This window comes from Herbaspirillum sp. 1173, from assembly GCF_031455335.1.
Taxonomy (GTDB): Bacteria; Pseudomonadota; Gammaproteobacteria; order Burkholderiales; family Burkholderiaceae_D; genus Herbaspirillum; species Herbaspirillum huttiense.
On record NZ_JAVDSP010000010.1, the window covers coordinates 67,889 to 84,455 of the forward strand.

The 16,567-nt window shown below is 65.0% G+C and carries 15 protein-coding genes; 2 read left to right on the forward strand and 13 right to left on the reverse strand.

Annotated elements, in window-relative coordinates; genetic code table 11:
* Positions 1 to 87: 87 nt before the first annotated feature.
* The 10 genes from J2X56_RS23440 to J2X56_RS23485 form a co-directional block, all read right to left on the reverse strand.
* Positions 88 to 1,695, reverse strand: a complete 1,608-nt coding sequence (locus tag J2X56_RS23440) for a methyl-accepting chemotaxis protein (RefSeq protein WP_310163127.1) — start codon at positions 1,693 to 1,695, stop codon at positions 88 to 90.
* A gap of 27 nt (positions 1,696 to 1,722) precedes the next feature.
* The gene (locus J2X56_RS23445; protein WP_121045807.1) at positions 1,723 to 3,165 is read right to left on the reverse strand and encodes an NAD-dependent succinate-semialdehyde dehydrogenase; all 1,443 of its coding nucleotides are present in this window, start codon (positions 3,163 to 3,165) and stop codon (positions 1,723 to 1,725) included.
* 75 nt (positions 3,166 to 3,240) lie between these two features.
* Entirely contained in the window at positions 3,241 to 4,851 is a 1,611-nt protein-coding gene (locus J2X56_RS23450; protein WP_204727094.1) for a bifunctional 3-(3-hydroxy-phenyl)propionate/3-hydroxycinnamic acid hydroxylase, read from the reverse strand.
* Positions 4,848 to 5,186: an NIPSNAP family protein gene (locus tag J2X56_RS23455; RefSeq protein ID WP_121045805.1), complete on the reverse strand. Its 339-nt coding sequence runs from the start codon at positions 5,184 to 5,186 to the stop codon at positions 4,848 to 4,850. The genes J2X56_RS23450 and J2X56_RS23455 overlap by 4 nt, the downstream gene beginning before the upstream one ends.
* On the reverse strand, positions 5,183 to 6,052 hold the full coding sequence (locus J2X56_RS23460) for an alpha/beta fold hydrolase (RefSeq protein WP_134134417.1): 870 nt from the start codon (positions 6,050 to 6,052) through the stop codon (positions 5,183 to 5,185). The genes J2X56_RS23455 and J2X56_RS23460 overlap by 4 nt, the downstream gene beginning before the upstream one ends.
* 32 nt (positions 6,053 to 6,084) lie before the next feature.
* Positions 6,085 to 6,687 carry an amino acid synthesis family protein gene (locus J2X56_RS23465; RefSeq protein WP_209584708.1) on the reverse strand — a complete coding sequence of 201 codons (603 nt, stop codon included), beginning with the start codon at positions 6,685 to 6,687 and terminating at the stop codon, positions 6,085 to 6,087.
* Positions 6,688 to 6,741: 54 nt separating this feature from the next.
* Positions 6,742 to 7,227 (reverse strand): VOC family protein, encoded by a 486-nt coding sequence (locus J2X56_RS23470; RefSeq protein WP_121045802.1) that lies wholly within the window; start codon positions 7,225 to 7,227, stop codon positions 6,742 to 6,744.
* 24 nt (positions 7,228 to 7,251) lie between these two features.
* Entirely contained in the window at positions 7,252 to 8,289 is a 1,038-nt protein-coding gene (locus tag J2X56_RS23475) for a VPS10 domain-containing protein (protein ID WP_310163136.1), read from the reverse strand.
* 30 nt (positions 8,290 to 8,319) lie between these two features.
* Positions 8,320 to 9,114, reverse strand: coding sequence for an SDR family NAD(P)-dependent oxidoreductase (locus J2X56_RS23480; RefSeq protein ID WP_121045800.1), 795 nt, complete (start codon positions 9,112 to 9,114; stop codon positions 8,320 to 8,322).
* Positions 9,115 to 9,171: 57 nt separating this feature from the next.
* On the reverse strand, positions 9,172 to 10,728 hold the full coding sequence (locus J2X56_RS23485) for an acetolactate synthase large subunit (protein WP_310163140.1): 1,557 nt from the start codon (positions 10,726 to 10,728) through the stop codon (positions 9,172 to 9,174).
* A gap of 318 nt (positions 10,729 to 11,046) precedes the next feature.
* Here J2X56_RS23485 and J2X56_RS23490 point away from each other — a divergent pair, with 318 nt between their 5' ends.
* Complete coding sequence (locus J2X56_RS23490) at positions 11,047 to 11,781, forward strand: IclR family transcriptional regulator (protein WP_039784072.1); 735 nt, start codon at positions 11,047 to 11,049, stop codon at positions 11,779 to 11,781.
* Between the two features lie 62 nt (positions 11,782 to 11,843).
* Here the strand turns inward: J2X56_RS23490 and J2X56_RS23495 are convergent, their stop codons facing one another.
* Together J2X56_RS23495 and J2X56_RS23500 are read right to left on the reverse strand one after the other, a co-directional pair.
* Positions 11,844 to 12,821, reverse strand: coding sequence for a helix-turn-helix domain-containing protein (locus J2X56_RS23495; protein WP_209569239.1), 978 nt, complete (start codon positions 12,819 to 12,821; stop codon positions 11,844 to 11,846).
* 181 nt (positions 12,822 to 13,002) lie between these two features.
* Complete coding sequence (locus J2X56_RS23500) at positions 13,003 to 13,179, reverse strand: hypothetical protein (protein ID WP_166675522.1); 177 nt, start codon at positions 13,177 to 13,179, stop codon at positions 13,003 to 13,005.
* 125 nt (positions 13,180 to 13,304) lie between these two features.
* On the opposite strand from J2X56_RS23500, the gene J2X56_RS23505 reads away from it, so the two are divergent.
* Positions 13,305 to 14,759 carry an aldehyde dehydrogenase gene (locus J2X56_RS23505; RefSeq protein WP_209569241.1) on the forward strand — a complete coding sequence of 485 codons (1,455 nt, stop codon included), beginning with the start codon at positions 13,305 to 13,307 and terminating at the stop codon, positions 14,757 to 14,759.
* A gap of 250 nt (positions 14,760 to 15,009) precedes the next feature.
* Here J2X56_RS23505 and J2X56_RS23510 read toward each other — a convergent pair whose 3' ends face one another.
* Positions 15,010 to 16,467: an APC family permease gene (locus J2X56_RS23510; protein WP_209569243.1), complete on the reverse strand. Its 1,458-nt coding sequence runs from the start codon at positions 16,465 to 16,467 to the stop codon at positions 15,010 to 15,012.
* Positions 16,468 to 16,567: the final 100 nt, after the last annotated feature.

Below are 16,567 nucleotides of genomic sequence, written 5' to 3' on the forward strand. Positions count from 1 at the left end.
GAACACACAACGATGTACAGAAAGACGTACCGGATTACGGGCAGAAAAACGTACGGAAAACACGCCCGAAAAAAGAAGGAGAACCCGTCACCCCAGCGGCAAGGCCAGCGACGGAGGCGACTGCGATGCGTGAAGCAACTGCGCGCCCTCCGCAATCCTGAACACCGACACCGTCCCCAGCAGGTTGCCCGCCTGCTGGCGCAGGCTCTCGCTGGCGGCCGCGCTTTGTTCGACCAGGGCGGCGTTCTGCTGCAGGGCATCGTCCAGTTGCCGGATGGCACCCTCGACTTCGGCGATGTCCGCACTCTGCGTCACGCTGGCCTCGCTGATCTGGGCCACGATGGCCGAGACGCTGCGCACCGCCGCCACGATGTCCTGCATGGTCTGCCCGGCACGGTCCACCAGGCGCGCGCCGGTCCGGATGCGCGCTACCGATTCATGAATCAGGACCTTGGTTTCGCGCGCAGCCAATGAACTGCGCTGGGCCAGTGAGCGCACCTCGGTGGCCACCACCGCAAAGCCGCGCCCCTGCTCCCCGGCGCGCGCCGCTTCCACGGCTGCATTCAAGGCCAGAATATTGGTCTGGAAGGCGATGCCATCGATGGTGCCGACGATCTCCGAGATGCGCTGAGAACTGTCCTCGATGCCGCGCATGGTCTGCACCACTTCCTGCACCACCTCTCCTCCCTGCAGCGCCACGGTACTGGCCTGCCGCGCAGTGCCGCTGGCCTGGCGGGCGTCCTCGGCATTCTTCTGCACCGTGGCACTGAGTTCATTCATGGTGGCTGCCGTCTCTTCCAGCGCGGCGGCCTGGGCTTCGGTGCGGGTGGAGAGATCGGCATTGCCGGCGGCGATCTGCACGCTGGCCGTGGCCACGTGTTCGGCTTCGCGCCGCACCCCGGCCACGATGCCGACCAGCGCCTGCTGCATGCGCTGCATGGCCGTGAGCAACTGGCTGATCTCGTCGCGGCCGCTGACGGTGATCTCCTGGTCCAGCGCGCCTTCGGCAATCCGATGCGCAGCCTGTACCGCACGCCGCAGCGGTCCGGCAATTCCACCAATGAGCAAGCGTGCCAGTACCAGCGTGCCCAGCAGCGCGGCCACACTGACTGCGATGAGCGCGTGCCGGGCTGAGACGAAGGCCTGCTGGCCATCGGCTACCGAGGCCGCCGATTCCTGCGCCACCGAATCGCTGATGAACTTGAGGATGCCGGCCATCTGCTCGTAAGGCGCGGCACTGTCGGCCGCCAGCAGCAGCGCCTCGGCCGACTGCCCGGCGGCAGCCAGCGCCACCGCCTTCTCGGCCAGGGCGCGATAGGCCTGCCAGCTGGCGCTCAGTTGGCGGCTGGTGGCACGTTCGTCATCATTGCTGGCGAAGTCGACCAGGATCTTGAGATACCTCTCTGCATAGGCCAGGCCCTCGCGCCGCGCCTGGGCGGCCGCCGTGCCGCCACTGCCATCATCGGCCAGCAGGGCCAGCGTCACGCCCATGCGGTATTGCGCCATGCCGATGCGTATGCCCGAGACCGATTCCATGGCCGGCACGTTGATGCTGCCGAGCTGCTCGACCTGCCGGTTGATATGGCTCATGCGGCCATAGGAAAACAGCGCCATGCCGACCAGCATCAGCAACAGCAGCACGAAGGCCAGCCGCAGCCGGGCCGCAATGCTCAATGCAGCGAGCGCCTGCCTCATCGTTACTCCCCCTGGGTGGTGGATGGCTCAGCCGGGTACGTGGCTGATCTGGCTGATCATCTTGGTGACCAGGAAGCTGTCGAAGCTCTCGGTGCCGCCTTCGCTGCCGAAGCCGCTTTCACCGATGCCGCCGAAGGGCAGCTCGGGATGCGCCATGCCGGAATGGTTGATGTTGACCATGCCGGCCTGCAAGCCGCTGGCCACCTCGTGCGCCGTGGCCAGCGACTGCGTGAAGACGTAGGAGGCCAGGCCCAGGGGCAGCGCATTGGCCATGGCCAGGGCCTGCGCGGTATGGGCGAAGGGCGTGACGGCAGCCACCGGGCCGAAGGGTTCTTCCTGCATCACGCGGGCCGTCGGTGGCACATCGGCCAGCAGCGTGGGCGCATGGAAGTGGCCGCGCTCGCCGATGCGCCGGCCCCCCGTGACCAGCTGCGCGCCCTGGCTCACGGCGTCTTCGATCAGGCCATGTACCGCGTCGAAGCGGCGGCCATGGATCAGCGGCCCCATCTGCACACCGGCTTCAAGACCGGAACCGACTTTCACCTGCTGCAGGGCATCGGCCAGGGCCACCACGAAGCGGTCGTAAATGCGCTGGTGAACAAAAAAGCGCGACGGCGATACGCAGACCTGGCCGGCGTTACGAATCTTCAGTCGCGCCAGCAGGCGCGCGGCCGCGTCCACCTCGGCATCGTCAAACACCAGGACCGGCGCGTGCCCGCCCAGCTCCATGCTCATGCGCTTCATATGCAGCGCAGCCTGGGCGGCCAGCTGGCTGCCCACGGGAATGGAACCAGTGAAGGAAATGGACCGCACCAGGGGCGAGGCGATCAGCTGCTGCGAGATCTCCGACGACACGCCCCAGACGATATTGAAGACGCCCGCCGGCACGCCCGCATCATGAAACAGCTGTGCCATCAGCACGATGGCGGCGGGCGATTCCGAAGGGCCCTTCAACACCACCGTGCAGCCTGCCGCCATGGCCGCTGCCACCTTCTTCATGGCCTGGCCGAACGGGAAATTCCATGGACTGATGGCCGCGCACACACCGACCGGTTCGCGCACCACCAGCTGCCGCACCTCGGGATGGCGCGCGCCGACCACGCGGCCATACAGGCGGCGGCCTTCCTCGGCGTGCCAGTCGAGGTGCTCGGCGGCATTGAGGATCTCGGCGACGGCGTCGGCCAGCGGCTTGCCGTTGTCCATGGTGATGGCCGGTGCCATCGCCTGCGCGCGTTCACGCGTGAGTGTGGCGGCGCGGCGCAGGATGTCGGACCGCTCCAGCGGCGAGACCTTGCGCCACTGCTGGAACGCGGCATGGGCAGCCTGGATGGCCTCCTCGATATCGCCGGCCTCGGCCCAAGGCAGGCGCCCCAGCACCTCGCCCGTGGCAGGATCGCGCACTTCCTGATAGCGCCGGCCGTCGAGACCATGGAAACGTCCGTTGATGTAGAGCTGCAGGTCGGGATACATGGGTCACCTTGAAGAGAAAAAGACCGGTACGCGCACGGCGTACCGGCTGCAATGCAGAAACAGGATCAACTTGCGTCAGCAGGCTACGCGATCGAGGAAGAGCTGCATCACCGCAGGCGCATCGTCGGCGCGTCCGGCGGCGGCGATGAAACGGTCGGGACGCAGGAGTACCCAGTCCACGCCCTTTTCCTTGAACCAGGCATTGAGCTTGTTCTCATGGTCCTGGATCACCGTGCCGGAGCCGGTCAGCGGCACGCCGCGCGCACCGCTGCGCGAGCGCACGCCCTGCAGGTAATCACAGCCGAAGGCCTGCATGCGGCGGCGCAGATCAGGATCGACGGTCGCTGCAGGCAACACGTCGCAGCGCCAGCTCAGCAGCGTGAAGCGGCTGCCGCACAGGTCATCGAGCCGCATCACCTCGCCCTCGCCGGTTTCCACCAGCGATTGCAGGAACATGCGCCCGACCAGGTCATCGCGATTGCGCGGGTCACCCTGCATCACGGCCTGGCTGTGGAAGCTGGGCATGGGCTTGAATTTCATCTGCAGCACGTAGTCGCGCACGCGCGGGATATCCTTGATGGCCAGGAAGAACTTGTCGCGGCACCAGGCCAGCAGGCGGTTCTTCTGCGACAGCACCGCACCGAACAGGTCGGCCAGGTCGATCATGGCCTTGACGTGGGCATGTCGCTCGTCGTGATAGCTGGCCAGCAGTGCGGGCTTCATCCGGCCCTGCAGCACCCAGGCCAGTTTCCAGGCCAGGTTGAAGGCATCGCGCAAGCCGGCATTCAAGCCCTGCCCGATCCACGGCGGGGTGATGTGGGCGGCGTCGCCGGCCAGGCAGATGCGGCCGCACACCAGCGAGCCGGCCACGCGCGAATTGTGGGTGTAGACCCGGGCGCGGATGATGTTGAGCGCATCGACATCGGCCACGTGTTCGCGCAACAGCTCGCGCACCTTGGCCGGGGCCAGCATCTGCTCGCCATCCTCGCCGGGGAACAGCATGAACTCCCAGCGCCGCACGCCATAGGGCAGCGCCAGGCACACATACGGACGCTGCGGTTCGCAATGCAGGGCGGTGTAGGGCGCATCCAGCGGATCGCCATCGCACTCGATCACCACCCACTTGGCAGGATGGGTCTTGCCCTCGTAGGGCAGTTTGAGGATTTTCTCGCGCACGGTACTGCGGCCGCCATCGCAGCCCACTGCATACTGCGCGGCCAGGTAGCTCTGCATGCCATGCGCATCGCTGATGGTGGCCAGCACGCCCTGCTCGTCCTGCACCAGGTCCAGCAGTTCCACGCCCGAGCGCAGCTCCACATGCGGGAAGCGCTGCAGTCCCTGGCGCAGCGTGGCCTCGCCCAGCGGCTGCGAGAACAGGTTGCGGCGATACCAGCCGAATTCGCGCGTGGTCGGCTGGATCTCGGCGAAACAGCGGCGGTCGGCGGTGTACATGCGCATGGGCACGTTCTGGATCACGTCGCGCACGATGGCGTCGGCCATGCCGGCGGACTGGAAGGTGCGCAGCGCTTCGTCATCGATGCCCACGGCGCGCGGATAATCCAGCACGTCCAGGTTGCGCTCGATGATGAGCGTGGAGATGCCATAGGTACCCAGCAGATTGGCCAGCGTCACCCCGACCGGGCCGGCACCGATGATGAGCACCTGGGCCTGGACCGCTGTACTCATGCGGCACTCCCGGCATGCGCCGCCGCTGCGGCCGGTTCGGGCGCGCTGGTGAGCAGGCGGCTTTCCTGTTGCACCAGCAGGCCGCGCACCTGCTTGCGGAATTCGGCGAAATCGGGATCGGCCAGCAGTGCCGTACGGCGGCGTGCGCGGTCTTCCAGGCTGTCAAAGGCCCAGTGGTAGACCAGCTGGTTGAGGTCGCCGCTCTCCGGAATCATCATCGCCACCAGATGACCCAGCAGGCGGACCTGGTGCGTGCGGCCGCACTCGTTGTAGATGCGGACGTACTCGCGCACGCCGCCGGGCACCATGGTGTAGGTGCGCAGTTCATGGATCATGATGTCTTCTCCCCCTTGTCCTGTTGTTCTTGCTGCAGGAATTCCCGCACCGCGCTGGCGAAGGCTTCCGGCTGGTCGTCGTGGATGTAGTGGCCGGCATCGGCGATGGTGCAGGTGAGTACGCGCGCGTTGAGCTGGCGCATTTCCGCCGCGATTGCGGCCGACAGGTAGTCCGAACGTTCACCGCGCACCACCAGCGTCGGGCACGCCAGCGCCATGAGGTGCGGACGCAGGTCGACCACGCGCGTGATGTCGGGCATGAGGCGCGTGGCGCTGATGCCGACGTGGTCATAGCGCCAGGTATAGCCGCCGTCCGCAGTGGGCTTGAGCATGTTGTCCAGGCGCTGCTGGCGCGCCTCTTCGGTCACGGTGGGACGCAGCGCGCGCATGAAGATGCTGGCGTCTTCCCAACTGCCGAAGTGACTCGGTGTAGTGGCCAGTTCGCGGCGGATGCGGCTGGCACCGGGGCTGTTCTCGAAAGCGCCGGGACCGGCATCCTCGATGACGAGGCGACGCACCTGCGACGGATGCCGCGCGGCATACACGATGGCGTTGATGCCGCCCATGGAATGCCCCAGCAGGTCGAACTGGCGCAGGCCCAGGCGTGCCACCAGTGCCTCCATGTCGGCCACGTAGGTATCGGTGTAGTAGTTGCAGCCCGGATCCCAATCACTCTGGCCGCGCCCGCGCTGGTCCAGCGCGATGCAGCGGTAGCCGGACGGCAGGCGCTGCACCAGGTCGGCAAAGGTCTCGCCATAGCCACGGATGCCGTGCAGGAGCAGCAGGGGAAAGTCCTGCGGATCGCCCCATTCGGTGACGTGGAACTGCAAACCCGTGAGGGTCAGCGAATAATCTCGGCGCTGCATGATGGTCTCCCTGATCCTTGCGTGTGGCGACCTCAGACCAGGCCGTCCTGCCCCTTCACCTCGGAGGCTTTGAGGCCACCCAGGCGGGCGTTGAGACGGCCACGGGTGGCGAAGGCCCAGATCACCACCACTTCATCGCGGTTGGGGCCGTCGTTGAACTGGGCGCTGACGGTGTCGTAGTGGGAGCGCACGTACAAGGCATCCTTGTGCGCCAGCGGGATGTCGATGATGGTGCCGGGACCGCCGCGCTTGCCGGTCGAGGGCACCCAGGACTTGGCACCGCCCACGCCGTCGCGCACCGGATTGGCGGCCGGATTGGTGAGCAGCGCGTTGCCGTGTTCGTACTCGCCATCCACGCCCACCAGGCAAGCCTTGCCATAACTCTCGATGGCCTGGCCCTGCGCGGCCTCGCGGATGCGGCGGGCGAATTCCTGGCCCAGCAGCGGCGAAGGATTGATCCACCCGGACAGGTCCTCGACATACTTGCCGGCGAAGGGATTGTGCAGGCAGGCGGCGATGACGATCTTGCGCAGCGGCGCACCATCGGCGTCCTTGCCGCTCTCGCCGGCCAGGCTGTCTTCGATTTGCAGGTACCACTTGCGGATATGGAAGTTCTCGAAATTGGGGGTCTTCATCGGATGTCCTTGGAAAGAATCGATACGGTGCAATGGGGTGAAGCAGTGCCGGGCCTACAGCGGATCCAGATGGAAGCTGTCGCTGGGGGCGTTGTACTGGCCCAGCAGGCGCTTGCCTTCTTCGTCGTCGTGGGCGGTCTCGAAGAAGAATTCGAAACGGTGGCCGTCGGGGTCGTGGAAGTAGATGCCGTAGCCGACCTTGTGATCGGTGATCTTGAAGATCTCGATGCCCTTGGCCAGCAACATGCCGTAGAGCCGGCGGAATTCCTCCATGTCGCCTTCCACCTCCAGGCCGTAGTGCTGCATGTTGACTTCGCCGCGCACGGCTTGAGCAGGTTCGTCCACGCGGATGAGCGCAATGTCGTGGTGCTTCTTGCCGAAGGACAGGAACACCCAGCGCTCGGCGCGGGCCGTCACCGTCATGCCCAGCACGTCTTCGTACCAGGGAGCCGAACCATGCGGGTCCTTCACGAACAGGGCCAGGTGGGTACGGCGGATGCGTGGCTTGATGGCCATGGCCGGGGTGGCAGTGGCGGACATGAGGCCCTCCTTTGTCTGGTTGGTCTAGTCGATCGATTGCGGATGGGCATGCACCGGAGCCACGAAAGGCGTCCAGGCTACCGAGGTGATTTCGCTGAAGTCGCGCCATTCCTTGTACCAGCTGCGTCCGCCATCGGTGGAGCGCAGCAGGTAGCCGTACTTGGTGCCGGCGAACAGCAGTTGCGGATCGGAGGGATGGCCGCCGAAGGCCCATACCGTGGAATTGGGCGCGGTGTGCAGCACGCTGGATTGCCAGCTCTGGCCGCGGTCTTCGGAACGATAGATGCGGGTGCGCGTGCCGGGCGTGCCGTCGCCGATGGCCAGCAGCAGCTGATTGCCCTGCGGGTCCAGCGCCTGGATGGTGCGGGTGTAGTACATCCCGTCGAAGCGTTCCTTGGAGGCCTTGGCCGTGAAGCTGGCGGCATCGTCGGTGCTCTCGCAGACGGAGTTGACGGTCACCACCACATGCTTGACCGGCGCATCGGCGGTCGCGGGCAGCACGGTGATGGCGTGGATGTCGGAATTGTTGATGCCACGGCCCGGGGTATCGATGCGGGTCCAGGTATCGCCTTCATCATTGCTGCGCCAGGCACCGCCTTCTTCGACGCCGAACCAGACTTCCTGCGGCGCATCGGCGCGCACGAAGATGGTCAGGATGCGCGGCTTGTGCACGCCCGAGCAGAATTCCGGCAACTCCACATCCAGCTGTTGCCACGACAGGCCGCCATCGCGCGAGCAATACATGCGGGCGCGTGAGGGTGCGCCGGTGCCGGCGAAGACCAGTTTCGGATTGCTCGGACTGAAGGCAATCGACCAGACGGTCTGGTCATCGGCGGGCGAAGCGATGCGCTTGAAATGGGCACCGCCGTCAGTGCTCAGGCAAATGCCGGCATCGGCCCCCGCCAGTACGCGCGACGGGTCCGAGGGATCGACGGCCAGGCTGCGTACCACGCCGTCGAATTCGATGGCTTCCTTCAGGCCCAGGCGGTGCCAGGTCGCACCATTGTCGACGCTGCGCACGATGCCTTGGCCGGCCGTACCGACCAGGATGGTTCCTTGCATGATGGTGTCCTTTTCAGTAGTTCAGTCTGCTCAGAGATAGATGCCGCGGGTGATGCCGCCATCCACCGCAATCGATTCGCCGGTGATGGCCGCCGCACGGGGCGAGGCCAGGAACAGCACGACGTCGGCGATCTCTTCCACCTGCAGCACGCGGCGGATTGGCGTGGCCTTGGCATAGTTCTGCTCGACCTGCCCGGGGGTCAGCCCTTGCAGCTTGGCTTCCTTCTCGTAGAGTTCGTGGATGTGCGGGGTCTCGACCACGCCGGGGTGGATCACGTTGACGGTGATGCCGTCCGGACCGAGCTGGTCCGACAGGGTCTTGGTGAGATGGCAGATGGCCACGTTGCGCATGCCGGACAACTGCTTGCTGCCGCGGCCGGTGAGCCCGCCGATATTGATGATGCGGCCATAGCCACCGGTGCGCATGTGCGCAGCGGCCGCCTTGGCAAAGCGCATGTAGCCGACCACCTTGATGTTGATGTCTTCGAGCAGGCCTTCGGGGCTGGCGTGCTGGATTTCCGAGCGCACCAGCCCGCCCGGATGGGCTGCGCCATTGACCAGGATGTCGATGCCGCCGAAGTGCTGCGCAGCCTGTGCCACGGCCGCTTCCACCTGTTCGGTATTGCTGACGTCGGCAGCCACGGCGATGACTTCAGTGCCGGTGGTGTGGGTCAGCTCCTTGGCCACTTCTTCCAGCTTGCCCTTGCTGCGCGCGACGATGGCCACGCGCACGCCTTCGCGCGCTAGTGCCTCGGCCACTGCCCGCCCGATGCCCAGGCTGCCGCCGGTGACGATGGCGGTCTTGCCTTGCAGATTCAATTCCATGCTTGCTCCTTGTTTTATGCCGTGGTGTGCGTCGGATGTGATTGATGCGGAAATGATTTACAGCGCCATCTCGATCAGGGCCGGGCCGCTGCCGGCAAAGGCCGCCTGCAACTGCTGCTGCAATTGCTGCGCAGTCTCGGCACGCGAGGCGGGGACGCCATAGGACTGCGCCAGCGCAACCCAGTCGATGCGCGGATGATCGAGTGCCGTCATCTGCGCGGCACGTTCGCCCAGCGGCGCGCCGTCGCGGCGCAGTTCATTGCGCAGGATGGCGTATTGGTGATTGGCGGCGATCAGCACCACGACCCGGGCGTTTTCATGGGCCAGCGACCACAGGGTCTGGATGGTGTATTGCGTGCTGCCATCGGAGAGCAGGCCGACCACCGTGCGGTCCGGGCAGGCCACCGCCGCGCCCAGCGCGACCGGCAGGCCCTGGCCGATGGCGCCGCCGGTATTGGTGAGCACCGTATGCGGGCGCGCCGCATCCGATACCGCATAGAAGGGATAGCCGCACGTACCGCCCTCGACCGAGACGATGGCGTGCTCGGGCAACTCGCGCGCCAGCACGGCGGCGATCTTCTGCGGGTTCAGTTCGCCCTCGGGCAGCGCTGGCAAGGCGTGCTGCGGCACCGCGTAGGGCGGCGCACCGAGCGCATCGGCCAGCTGTTCCACGCGCGCAGAGGCAGGACGGCCCGGCAGGCTGATGGTGAGCAGGCGCTCGGGAGCGACCAGCGCACTGGGATGGCCGACATAGCCGAAGTAGGTAATCGGCGGCAGCGCGCCCACCAGTACAACCAGGTCCGCCTCAGCGAGGACCTTGCGCGCCGGCTCGGGGAAATACGGCAGGCGATCGAAGGAAGGCAAGCCCTGGCCGCGCTCGGCGCGGGCCGGGAAAGTTTCTGCATAGACGCTGCAGCCGGTATGGGCGGCGATCCGCGCCACGGCGCGCTGGGCGCGGGCACCGAGACCGCTCTCCTCGCCACCGCCGCCCAGCAGGAAGACCACGCGCTTGGCCTCGCCCAGGCGCGCCAGTGCCTGGGCCGGCTGGTAATCATCTTGGGGTTCCGTGGATTCTTTCACGGCAGCCACGGCATGGGCCTCGGCCATGTCAGCGAACTGGAAATCGGCAGGGAAGATCAGCGTACTGCCCTGCCCGCCGGCAGCCGTGCTCTGGCGCACGGATTCAGCAGCGGCAGAGGCGATGTCGTCAGTGCCGGTGATGCGATGGACCCAGCCCGAGACGGGACGGGCCAGCGATTCGATATCGGAAGTCAGCGGTGCGTCGTAAGGCAGGTGCCAGCTGGTGTGGTCGCCGATGATGTTGACGATGGGGGTGCGGGCACGGCGGGCGTTGTGCAGGTTGGCGATGCCATTGGCAAATCCTGGCCCCAGGTGCAGCAGAGTGCTGGCCGGACGGCCCAGCATGCGGCCATAGCCATCGGCCGCGCCGGTGCAGACGTTTTCCTGCAGGGCGACGACGCAGCGCAGCCTGGGAAAACTCTCCAGGCCACGGACCAGGTCCAGTTCGGTGGTGCCGGGATTGGCGAAACAGGTGTCCACACCTTGGTCCAGCAGACCGGCCCATAAGGCGTGTGCTCCGGTGTATCGGGTCATTTCTCTTCCTTTGCCGCCGGCGGCCAGCGCCGCGCACAGGCGCTTCTACAGGATCGGGCAGACCAGCCGGGCCGCGGCGGCAGGCTGGTTTGCGGTATCGCAATCATCCCCGGACAAAATCATGTATTCTCGTATAGACGAAATCTGTACATAATTCTGCTCACTGGCTGAATGTTTTATTGCTTGATTTTGAATATAAGAGATTTGTGCAATAGCCTTGAGCCCAAATCGGCAATTGGTGACGACCCCGCGTCCCCGGCGCGTGGGTGGTCGTACAATGCCTGCCACCGGGCCCCGTGGCCCTTACTGCCCTAGACCATGAATAGCCTGAGCCGCATGCTGGAAGTGTTGACCTTGTTCAAGCCCAGCCAACCCGTCATCGACATCGACATCATCTGTGCCCAGCTGGGCTACACCCCCGCCAGCGCCTATCGCTACGTGCGCGAACTCGGCCATGCCGGTTTGCTGGTGAAGATGCCGCGCGGCTATGCCGTGGGTCCGAAGGTGATCGAGCTGGATCGCCACATGACGCAGTTCGATCCCTTGCTGGCGGCCAGCCGCGACATCGTCGGCGACCTGGTGGCGCAGACCGGGCTGGAGCTGCTCATCAGCGAGCTGTATGGTTCAACGGTGATCAACATCCTGCAGGAGTCCGGGAACAATGACGCGCGCCTGAACTATGGGCGGGGCACGCCGATGGACCTGTTCCACAGCGCCACGGCGCGGGTGATCCTGGCCTATCTGCTGCCACGGCAATTGCGCAAGCATTTCGATGGGGCCACGGCGGAGGAACTGCGGCTGGTGGGGAGCAACTGGAAGGATTTCTCGAAGGTGATGCTGAAGATCCGCAAGGATGGCTATTGCGTCAGCGAGGGTGAGCTGGATCCGGGCAAGACCGGTATCGCCGCGCCCATCTTCGACGAGAAGCAACGCATCCTGGGCAGCATCACGCTGGCCGGCAATACGGAACGGGTCAATGCGTTCAACCGGGAGTTCCTGTCGGGGCTGATTACGGATGCGGCGCGCAAGATTACGGCGCGCATTGCCGGCTGACGCCAGCAAAAAAAACAAAAACGCCGGTCACCTGACCGGCGTTTTCACTGGTACGCGCTTGCTTATTGGAAGAGCTTCTGCGGCACGCGCCGCGCCGTCTGCGACGGCAACTCCCCGAACAGCTCCTGATAATCCTCGGCAAAGTGGCTCAGATGGAAGAAGCCCCAGCGTGAGGCCACGTCGCCGATGGAGGCTTCCTGATGCGTGGTGGAGAGCAATTCGCGCCGCACGCCATTGAGCCGCACGCAGCGCAGGTAATTCAGGGGCGTGGTCTCGGCCACCGTCTGGAAACTGTTCTGCACCGTGCGCCGGCTCACCTGCAGCCGCTGGCATACCTCGAAAATGCTGGGCACATTGGCCGCGTCCACGATGGCCTGGCGATGCAGCTTCTCGACGATGTAGCTGCGGGTGGTGCTCATCTGGCGCACGGGATCGGAATCCGGCGCTGACAACAAGCCCAGCAACTCACCCAGCAAGGACGACTCCATCGCCTGCTCACGCTGCTCCGCCTGCGCATCGGCCTGCCACTGCCCGCCATCGATCTGCAGCATCGATTGCGAGAAGATGTTGAGCAAGCGTTCGCGGCAAGCACGCAAGCCTTTGGGCGGCACCTTGATGACCGGCTGCCGCAGCAACGCACTGATGCGGTCGGGGTCAGGCATCTGGTGCAGGTGCTCCTCGAACAGGTCGCGATCAAACGTCAGCGACAGCAGGTCGGTATCCATCGGCATGTGGAACATGAATTCCTCGCCGCCCTGCAGGAACAGGATGCTCTTCTCATCAGCCTCGCGCCCCTGCACGTGCGCCGCACCCGGTGCGGCAATCGGGAAGGCGAAGCAGATCTGGTCCTTCGGTGCCTCGCCATGCTGGACCACGCGCTTGTTGATGCGCTCGCGAAAGGCGTGGCAGCGCCGGGTCGACAACTGCATCAGCGAGCTCTCCAGCTTGCCGGCGGAAATCTGTGCATAGGTCTGCTTCCACGCGCCAATGGCGGCGGCGTGCACATGCACATCCTGAAAACGGTGAATGCTTTGCAACATGGTCTCTCTCCAAGTGAGCCGCGATTGCCCCCGCGAGCGTGGCTCTGTCTCCATGCATTTAACGTGCCTGCATTTTCATTGTTTTGATGGGATGTCTGCGTCAGTGCAAGGGACCTGGATGAGATCCGGTCCGGGGGCCGCGCAGCGTCTGCCTTTTCGGCTAATTTTATGCAAATTTATCTCAATGCCAAAATTTAGCAAATACTTTTACAATTTTCCAAGCTGTCAGGCTCGATATTTCAAAATAGTGCAACTTTAGTTTTTTATGCACAACATCAATGCAGGCTGGACGAGAACAGGGCAGTCCTTCTTTCCGTGCATCAACAGCTTCACTGCCATCGCCAGCCGAATTGCTCATTTGGGCTAACTGCGCGGCCCTGCCCTCTATACATTCTGGCTCCATGCAGGCCCAGGTGCGCCCGTCCGCAGGACGCTGCGCATGACCCGCATGCAGTCTCCCGACAACCCACCACGAGAATGAGCATGTCTCTCCATCTTCAGCACTTTATTGCAGGCCAGGCCAGCGAGGCCTCCGGTGGCCAGCGCATGAACCTGGTCAATCCCATCAACGAGGAAGTCTACGCCAGCGCCGCGCAGGGCACGGCCGAGGACGTGGCGCGGGCCGTGGCGGCGGCACGCGCGCAGCTGGACGGCGGCGCATGGAGCCGGCTCTCGGGCCTGCAGCGCGGCACCCTGCTGCATGCGCTGGCAGCATTGGTCGAGCGCGATGCCGACCTGCTGGCCGACATGGATGCCAATGCCATCGGCCGCTCGCCCATGGAGCCGCGCATGATGGACGTGCCCAACGCCGTGAGCCACCTGCGCGCCGCCGCCGGCTGGGCCAACCAGATGGAAGGCCGCACCATTCCCACGGCCGGCTACATGGGCAAGCCCACGCTGTCCTACACGATCCGCGAACCGATCGGTGTGGTCGGTGCCATCCTGCCCTGGAATGCGCCGCTCATGATCACCAGCTGGAAGGTCGCCGCGCTGCTGGCTGCCGGCTGCACGGTGGTCATCAAGCCGGCCGAAGAAACCCCGCAATCGGCCCTGCACCTGGCGCGCCTGGCGCAGGAAGCGGGCTTCCCGGATGGCGTGATCAATGTGGTGACCGGCTACGGCAACGAGGTCGGCCGTGCCCTCTGCGAGCATCCGGACGTGGCCAAGATCAGCTTCACCGGCAGCCCCGAAGCGGGCCGCGCGATCCAGCGCATCGCCGGCGAACAGTTCAAGCGCGTGACGCTGGAACTGGGCGGCAAGAGCCCGCAGATCGTGTTCGACGATGCGCCTTTCGAAGACGCCCTGTTCGGCTGCACGCTGGGCCTGTTCGTCAACCAGGGACAGGTATGCGCGGCCGGTTCGCGCATTCTGGTACAGCGCAGCCTGGCGCAACGCTTTGCCAAGGCACTGGCCGAGGCCGCCGCCGGCATCACCGTGGGCGATCCGTGCCAGCCGGGCGTGCGCATGGGGCCGGTGGCCAAGAAGGCGCAGTTCGAGCGCGTCAACCGCTACATCCAGCAAGGCCTGGACGAGGGGGCCACCCTGCTGGCCGGCGGCGTCTCGCGGCCGGACAAGGGCTGGTTCGTGCAGCCGACGATCTTTGCCGATGCCAACAACGGCATGAGCATCGCCCGTGAGGAAATCTTCGGGCCAGTCGGTACCATCATCAGCTTCGATACCGAGGAAGAAGCCATCGCCCTGGCCAACGATTCGCGCTACGGCCTGGCCGCCACGGTCTGGACCGGCAACCTGGCCCGCGCGCATCGGGTGGCCGCTGGCGTGAAGGTCGGTGCCATCGGCGTCAATTGCTGGAGCCCGCTGGATGCCAACCTGCCCTGGGGCGGCATCAAGGACAGCGGCATGGGCCGCGAAGGCGGACTGGCCGGCGCATTGGCCTATACCGAAGAGAAGACCATCACGGTGCTGCTGGCATCCTGAAGTCGGCGCGCCGGATCATCGGCGCACGGAGCAACAACGCGGTGCGGCGCAAGCTGTGCCGCGTTTTTTTGCGCCCGAATACAGGCGTGAATTGACGCGCGAATCCACGCCCGAATTGACGCATGAATTCACGCATGAATTCGCGCATCAAATCACGCCTCTTTGCTGTATCGGAAAACGTGGCCCAAAGAAAACGGGCCTCGCCATGCGAGACCCGTTGAGCAACGGTTCCTGCCCGGCCGGAGCGCGGCTACAGCTTGTGACTCCCCAGCGCAGCGAAACGCATCGGCTCACAGCGGCGCAGGCGGCTGGCAAGCATCACGCCGATGACGATGGCCAGCGGGATCATCGAGCACAGCGCCCAGGACATGGATTTGCTGGCCCCGGTCAAGACATCGAAATGCAGGATGGCCGTACAGAGAATGTAGAGCAAGGCGACCAGCGAGACGGCCGGCAGGATGCGCACCCGCCAGGCGCTGTCACAGGCCTCCGGACGCCGCCGGAAATAGCAGATCACGGCCGCCGAGGTCATGATCATCAGCAGCATCAGACACAGTGCCGCCAGGCTGGAAAACCAGGCGAACAGATGCAGGATGGGATGCGCCCCCGAGACCGCAAAGAGCGTCACCACCACGGCCGCAATGGCGCTCTGCAGAGCCGAACCCATGTGCGGGCTTTGATAGGTCTTGTGGGTGGTGCCCAGCAGGCGGTGCAGCAGGCCGTCCCGCCCGACGGCATAGAAATAGCGCGCGGCCGAACTGTGGAAGGCCAGCAGGCCGGCATAGATGCTGATGACGAAGAGGATGCGGATCACGGCCGTCAGTCCGCCCCCGGCATAGTGGTCCGACATGACGTAGATGAAGGCAGTCGGGTCCTGCATGTGTTCCAGCAGCTTGACCACCTTGTCGCTGCCGGCCCCGATGATGAGCGCCCACAGCGAGATGCCGTAGAAGGCGCCGATCAGCAGCACCGAGGTATAGGTGGCAATCGGTATCGCACGCTTGGGATTCTTGGCCTCTTCGCCATAGATGGTGGTGGCTTCGAAACCGATGAAGGCGGCAAAGGCGAACAGCAGGCCGATGGAGGGCGTACCGCTCATGACATTGGACGGTGCAAAGGAATCGAGGTTGACGCCATGATCGCCGCCGGCGCGCAGGATACAGAAGTCCAGCACCAGCACCGCCAGGTACTCGGCCACCACCACCACCGACAGCAGGCGCGCCGACAGGTCGATGTTGCGGTAACCGAGCACGGCCACGCTCAGCATGGCCAGGGCCGCATAGACCCACCACGCCAGTTGTACTCCGAAGATGTCGAAGATGGTGGCCGACATCACCCCGCCGAACATGCCATAAAGTCCGATCTGCAGGATGTTGTAGGCGAACATGGCCAGCACCCCGGCCACGCCGCCGGCCATGCCGCCCAGGCCGGCGCTGGAGAAGGCATAGAAGCCGCCGGCATTGGTGACGTGGCGCGCCATGGTGGTATAGCCGACCGAGAAGGCCAGCAGCAGCAACAGGATCAGCACCAGCAAGGCCGGTGTGCCGGGACCGTTGCCGAGCATGATGCCGATCGGAAATCCGCCGGCGATCACGCTCAAGGGACTGGCGGCGGAGACCACGAAGAAGATGATGAAACCTACGCCGAGGGCGTTTTTCCTCAGCGCATTTTCTTCCTTGTCATGCTTGCTGCAATCGAGCTGGCTCATCGGACCCTTACCTTTTCTGAAAACACCTGCGTCTCGTCATCGCCGTGGCAGCGGACAGGCTCATGTCCTTGCACACCGGCATCTTCCGCGCCCTGCGGGC

Excerpts from the sequence above, each read along its gene's own strand:
- J2X56_RS23510 (WP_209569243.1), bottom strand. The coding sequence starts at position 16,467 with ATGAGCCAGCTCGATTGCAGCAAGCATGACAAGGAAGAAAATGCGCTG.
- J2X56_RS23460 (WP_134134417.1), bottom strand. The coding sequence starts at position 6,052 with ATGCAGCGCCGAGATTATTCGCTGACCCTCACGGGTTTGCAGTTCCAC.
- J2X56_RS23470 (WP_121045802.1), bottom strand. The coding sequence starts at position 7,227 with ATGTCCGCCACTGCCACCCCGGCCATGGCCATCAAGCCACGCATCCGC.
- J2X56_RS23455 (WP_121045805.1), bottom strand. The coding sequence starts at position 5,186 with ATGATCCATGAACTGCGCACCTACACCATGGTGCCCGGCGGCGTGCGC.
- J2X56_RS23440 (WP_310163127.1), bottom strand. The coding sequence starts at position 1,695 with ATGAGGCAGGCGCTCGCTGCATTGAGCATTGCGGCCCGGCTGCGGCTG.
- J2X56_RS23475 (WP_310163136.1), bottom strand. The coding sequence starts at position 8,289 with ATGCAAGGAACCATCCTGGTCGGTACGGCCGGCCAAGGCATCGTGCGC.
- J2X56_RS23495 (WP_209569239.1), bottom strand. The coding sequence starts at position 12,821 with ATGTTGCAAAGCATTCACCGTTTTCAGGATGTGCATGTGCACGCCGCC.
- J2X56_RS23485 (WP_310163140.1), bottom strand. The coding sequence starts at position 10,728 with ATGACCCGATACACCGGAGCACACGCCTTATGGGCCGGTCTGCTGGAC.
- J2X56_RS23465 (WP_209584708.1), bottom strand. The coding sequence starts at position 6,687 with ATGAAGACCCCCAATTTCGAGAACTTCCATATCCGCAAGTGGTACCTG.
- J2X56_RS23500 (WP_166675522.1), bottom strand. The coding sequence starts at position 13,179 with ATGAGCAATTCGGCTGGCGATGGCAGTGAAGCTGTTGATGCACGGAAA.
- J2X56_RS23505 (WP_209569241.1), top strand. The coding sequence starts at position 13,305 with ATGTCTCTCCATCTTCAGCACTTTATTGCAGGCCAGGCCAGCGAGGCC.
- J2X56_RS23480 (WP_121045800.1), bottom strand. The coding sequence starts at position 9,114 with ATGGAATTGAATCTGCAAGGCAAGACCGCCATCGTCACCGGCGGCAGC.
- J2X56_RS23445 (WP_121045807.1), bottom strand. The coding sequence starts at position 3,165 with ATGTATCCCGACCTGCAGCTCTACATCAACGGACGTTTCCATGGTCTC.
- J2X56_RS23450 (WP_204727094.1), bottom strand. The coding sequence starts at position 4,851 with ATGAGTACAGCGGTCCAGGCCCAGGTGCTCATCATCGGTGCCGGCCCG.
- J2X56_RS23490 (WP_039784072.1), top strand. The coding sequence starts at position 11,047 with ATGAATAGCCTGAGCCGCATGCTGGAAGTGTTGACCTTGTTCAAGCCC.